The sequence below is a fragment of the Acidovorax sp. SRB_24 genome, assembly GCF_012931925.1.
Map to the genome: position 1 here is coordinate 1 of NZ_MWOM01000038.1, position 5184 is coordinate 5184.

The 5184-nt window shown below is 71.3% G+C and carries 4 protein-coding genes; all 4 read left to right on the forward strand.

Going from position 1 to position 5184, the window contains the following annotated elements:
• A partial coding sequence (bioA, locus tag B2J89_RS13530; RefSeq protein WP_169169617.1) for an adenosylmethionine--8-amino-7-oxononanoate transaminase occupies positions 1-1227 on the forward strand: 1227 nt, incomplete at its 5' end.
• The gene (bioF, locus tag B2J89_RS13535; RefSeq protein ID WP_169169618.1) at positions 1221-2462 is read left to right on the forward strand and encodes an 8-amino-7-oxononanoate synthase; all 1242 of its coding nucleotides are present in this window, start codon (positions 1221-1223) and stop codon (positions 2460-2462) included. The genes bioA and bioF, both read left to right, overlap by 7 nt.
• A complete protein-coding gene (gene bioD / locus B2J89_RS13540; protein ID WP_169169619.1) occupies positions 2459-3169 on the forward strand; it encodes a dethiobiotin synthase in 711 nt (236 codons plus the stop codon). The genes bioF and bioD overlap by 4 nt, the downstream gene beginning before the upstream one ends.
• Positions 3170-3232: 63 nt before the next feature.
• A partial coding sequence (locus B2J89_RS13545; protein WP_169169620.1) for an acetyl/propionyl/methylcrotonyl-CoA carboxylase subunit alpha occupies positions 3233-5184 on the forward strand: 1952 nt, incomplete at its 3' end.

Consider the following 5184-nt stretch of genomic DNA (forward strand, 5'->3'; position numbering starts at 1 on the left):
CCCCTGGCCATCGCGCGCGGTGCAGGCCCGTGGCTGTATGGCTACGACGGTCGCCGCTATTTCGATGCCAACAGCTCGTGGTGGGTCAACCTGTTCGGCCACGCCGACGCCCGCACCAACGACGCCATCAAGCAGCAGCTCGACACCCTGCCACACGTCATGCTGGCGGGCTGCACCCACGCGCCCGCGGTGCTGCTGGCCGAAAAGCTGGCGGCCCTGACCGGCGGCGCGCTGGGCCACACCTTCTTTGCCAGCGATGGCGCCAGCGCCGTGGAGATCGCGCTCAAGATGAGCTTTCATGCGTGGCGCAATCTGGGCCAGAGCGCGCGGCGTGAATTCATCTGCCTGCGCCATGGCTACCACGGCGAGACGCTGGGCGCCCTGTCGGTCACCGACGTGGCGGTGTTCCGCGACGCCTACGACCCGCTCTTGATGCGCTCGCACGTGGTCGAAGCGCCCGACTCGCGCCAGGGCCCGATGCAAGAGGCCCGCGCCCTGGCCGACATGCGCCGCATGCTGACCGAGCGGCGCGGCCACATTGCCGCCGTCATCATCGAGCCGCTGGTGCAGTGCGCTGCCGGCATGGTGATGCACGAGCCCTCGTACCTGCGCGCGCTGCGTGCGCTGTGCGATGAATTTGACGTGCACCTGATTGCCGACGAGATTGCCGTGGGCTGTGGGCGCAGCGGCAGTTTTTTTGCGTTCGAGCAGGCCGATGCCGGCTGGCCCGACTTCATCACCCTGTCCAAAGGCATCAGCGGCGGCACCCTGCCCCTGTCGCTGGTGCTGACCACCGATGCGGTCTACCAGTGCTTCTGGAGCGAGCAGGTCGAGCGCGGCTTTTTGCACTCGCATTCCTACACCGGCAATGCGCTGGCCTGCGCGGCGGCCAACGCGGTGCTCGACCGCTTTGCCAGCGACGATGTGCTGGCGCGCAACCGCGAGCAGGCGCGCTGGCTGGCCGATGCCTTTGCGCCGCCGGCCACCGATGCGCGCGTGCAGCACCTGCGCCAGCGCGGCATGATTCTGGCGTTCGATGTGCGCGAGGACCTGGCGCCGCCGGGCTTTGCCGAGCGTTTTCACCTGGTCGCGCGCCAGCATGAATTGCTGATCCGACCGATCGGCCGCACCGTGTATGTCATGCCACCCTATGTGATGGACGAGGCGCTGGCGCAGTTTCTGGCGCGCGCTGTCATGGCCACGCTGGATGGGGTGCTGGCATGCTGATCGACTACCTGCAAGCCAAGCTCGACGCGCTGGCCGCGCAGAACCTGACGCGCGTGCTGCGCGAGGCCGGCAGCGCGACCGCGCCGCGCCAGCAGGTGCAGGCGGCCGGTGGCGCATCGCGCGAACTGCTGATGTTCTGCAGCAACGACTACCTGGGCCTGGCCGCGCACCCCGCGCTGGCGCTGGCCATGGGCGAAGGCGTGGCGCGCTACGGCGTGGGCTCGGGCTCGTCGCACCTCATCAGCGGCCACTCGCAGGCGCACGCCGCGCTGGAGCGCGCCCTGGGTGACTGGATGGCGCCCTGCATTCCCGATGCGCGCGCGCTGTTTTTCTGCACCGGCTACATGGCCAACCTGGCCGTGCTCACGGCGCTGGGCGATGCCGGCGCCGAGATCTTTTCCGAAGAGGTCAACCACGCTTCGCTGATCGACGGCGCGCGCCTGGCGCGCGCGGCCGTGCAGCGCTACGGCCACGGCGACATGGCGGGGCTGGCGCGGTTGCTGCAGGCCAGCACGGCGCGCATCAAGCTCATCGTGACCGATGCGGTCTTCAGCATGGACGGCGATCTGGCGCCGCTGGCCGCGCTGCTCGCGCTGGCCGAGGCGCACGACGCCTGGCTGATCGTAGACGACGCGCACGGCTTCGGCGTGCTCGGGCCCCAGGGGCGCGGCACGCTGGCGTACCTGGGCCTGCGCAGCGAGCGTCTGATCGCGATCGGCACGCTGGGCAAGGCGGCTGGTGTGGCCGGCGCCTTTGTGGCCGCGCACCCGACCATCACCGAGTACCTGCTGCAGGCCGCGCGCCCGTACATCTTCACCACCGCCGCACCGCCCGCGCTGGCGCACACGCTGTTGGCCAGCCTGCAGCTGGTGGCCGGCGACGAGGGCGATGCGCGCCGGGCGCAACTGCACGCCTTGCGGCGGCACTTGCAGGCCGGCGTGGCGGCGCTGCTGGCGCGCCCCGCGCCACCGGGCTGGCAGCTGGTGCCGTCCGACACCCCCGTGCAGCCCCTGGTGGTCGGCACCAATGCCCAGGCGCTGGCGCTGGCGGCGCGGCTGGAGCAGCGCCACGGCATCCGCGTTCCGGCGATCCGGCCGCCCACGGTGCCGGCCGGCACGGCGCGCTTGCGCATCACCTTGTGCGCCAGCCACACCGCCACCGACATCGACCTGCTGCTGGACGCGCTGCAAGAGTGCGCGCAGTACCTGGCGGGCGCTGCGGAGGCCGCGGCATGAAGGGCTTGTTCATCACCGGCACCGACACCGAGATCGGCAAGACCTGCGTCACCGCCGGGCTGGCGCATGCGCTGGCGCAGACGGGCCTGCGCGTGGCCGCGCTCAAGCCCGTGGCGGCAGGGCAGGAATGCGTGGAGGGCGTCTGGGTCAACGAAGACGTGCGGCAACTGCGCGACGCCGGCAATGTGGGCTTGACGGACCGTGACGTGGGCCCGTGGCAATTGCGCGCCGCCTGTGCGCCCCATGTGGCGGCGCGCCTGGAAGGCCGCAGCCTGGTGCCGCAGGCGCTGCTGGCCGAGGTGCGCCGTGTGGCGCAGCGCGCCGACATCACCCTGGTCGAAGGCGTGGGCGGTTTCTGCGTGCCGCTGGTGCCCGGCTGGGACACGGCCGATCTGGCCCGCGAGCTGGCCCTGCCCGTGGTGTTGGTGGTGGGCCTGCGCCTGGGCTGCCTGAGCCATGCCTTCCTGACGGCCGAGGCGGTGCGCGCGCGCGGCCTGGTGCTGGCCGGCTGGGTCGCCAACACCGTCGATGCCGCCATGCCGCACCTGCCCGACCAGATCACGGCGCTGCAGGACGGCCTGGCCGCGCCCTGCTGGGGCCAGGTGCCGCGCCTGGCGCCGCCCCACCGGGCCGCGGTGGCTGCGCACCTGGATGCGGCGGCCGTGCTGCGCGCCTGTGGCGTGGCCGCAGGAGTGCCGGGGCCGTGACGGCCTGGGATTTTTGAGACCGGGTGCGTGGGCACGCGGGCGTTTTCACCTTGGAGTTTTCTCATGTTTACAAAAATTCTCATAGCCAACCGCGGTGAAATCGCCTGCCGGGTCGCCGCCACTGCCCGCCGCCTGGGCGTCAAGACCGTCGCCGTGTACTCCGACGCCGACGCCCGCGCCAAGCACGTGGCCGTCTGCGACGAGGCGGTGCACATCGGCGGCAGCGCGCCGCAGGACAGCTACCTGCGCTGGGAAAAGATCCTTGCCGCGGCACAGGCCACGGGCGCGCAGGCCATCCACCCGGGCTACGGCTTCCTGAGCGAGAACGATGCGTTCGCCCAGGCCTGCGCCGATGCGGGCCTGGTGTTCATCGGCCCGCCCGCGTCGGCGATTTCCGCCATGGGCCTCAAGGCCGAGTCCAAGCAGCTGATGGAAAAGGCCGGCGTGCCGCTGGTGCCCGGCTACCACGGCAGCGACCAGGACCCGGCGCTGCTGCAGCGCGAGGCCGACCGCATCGGCTACCCCGTGCTCATCAAGGCCAGCGCCGGCGGCGGCGGCAAGGGCATGCGCGTGGTGGAAAAGTCGGAGGATTTCGCCGCCGCGCTCGCCAGCTGCCAGCGCGAGGCCATCAGCAGCTTTGGCCTGGATGCGGTGCTGATCGAAAAGTACGTGCAGCGCCCGCGCCACATCGAGATCCAGGTGTTTGGCGACACGCTGGGCAACTGCGTCTACCTGTTCGAGCGCGACTGCTCGGTGCAGCGGCGCCACCAGAAGGTGCTCGAAGAAGCGCCTGCGCCGGGCATGACGCCGGAGCTGCGCGCGCGCATGGGCGAGGCCGCCGTGGCCGCTGCGCGCGCCGTGAACTACGTCGGTGCGGGCACGGTGGAATTCATCGTCGAGCAGCCCGGCGGCTACGCGCACCCCGAGCAGATGAAGTTCTTCTTCATGGAGATGAACACGCGCCTGCAGGTCGAGCACCCGGTGACCGAGGCCATCACCGGCGAAGACCTGGTCGAGTGGCAGCTGCGCGTGGCCAGCGGCGAGCCCCTGCCCAAACGCCAGGACGAGCTGCGCATCACCGGCCACGCCATCGAGGCGCGCATCTGCGCCGAGAACCCGGACAACCAATTCCTGCCGGCCACCGGCACGCTGCAGGTGTACCGCAAGCCGCCCGCCACCAGCTTTGAGCGCGCTGCGGTGCGCATCGACGACGGGGTGCGCGAGGGCGACGCCATCAGCCCGTTCTACGACCCCATGGTCGCCAAGCTCATCGTGCATGGCGACACGCGTGAACAGGCCCTGGCGCGGCTCGATGAGGCACTGGCGCAGACGCACATCGTCGGCCTGGCGACCAACGTGCAGTTTCTGCGCTTGGTCGCGCGCAGCGACTCGTTCGCCCAGGCCCACCTCGACACCGCGCTGATACCGCGCGAGGAGGCCGTGCTGTTCCAGCAGGAGCGCGTGGGCCTGCCGCTGGCGGCCGCCGCCGCCGTGGCGCAGACCCTGCTGCGCGAGCGTGCCCGCGAAGGCGCGGACCCGTTCAGCCGCCGCGACGGCTGGCGCTCGCACGGCCTGGTCGAGCGCCGCTTCGAGTTCACTTTCGGCGGCGCGCACGCCAAGGCCAGCCTGGCCTACCTGCACGGCGGCGGCCTGCGCCTGAGCGTGGGTGAGGGCGCCGGGGCGGTGTCCGGCCCGCTGGTGTTCGAGGCCGCCGGGCGCGGCATCGACCTGCAGTACGCCGGCCAGCGCACGCTGGCGACCGTGTACGCCATGGGCGAGACCGACCATGTGTTCACACCCCAGGGCGCAACGCAGATCGTCGCCATCGACCTGCTGGCCCATGCGGGCGAGGCCCAGGACGAAGGCGGCCGCCTGACGGCCCCCATGCCGGGCAAGGTGGTCTCGTTCGCCGTGCAGGCGGGCGACACGGTGAGCAAGGGACAGGCGCTGGCCGTGATGGAGGCCATGAAGATGGAGCACACCATCGCCGCGCCGCGCGCGGGCGTGGTGCAGGA

Coding starts and splice junctions, on each gene's coding strand:
- bioF (WP_169169618.1), top strand. CDS start 1,221: ATGCTGATCGACTACCTGCAAGCCAAGCTCGACGCGCTGGCCGCGCAG.
- bioD (WP_169169619.1), top strand. CDS start 2,459: ATGAAGGGCTTGTTCATCACCGGCACCGACACCGAGATCGGCAAGACC.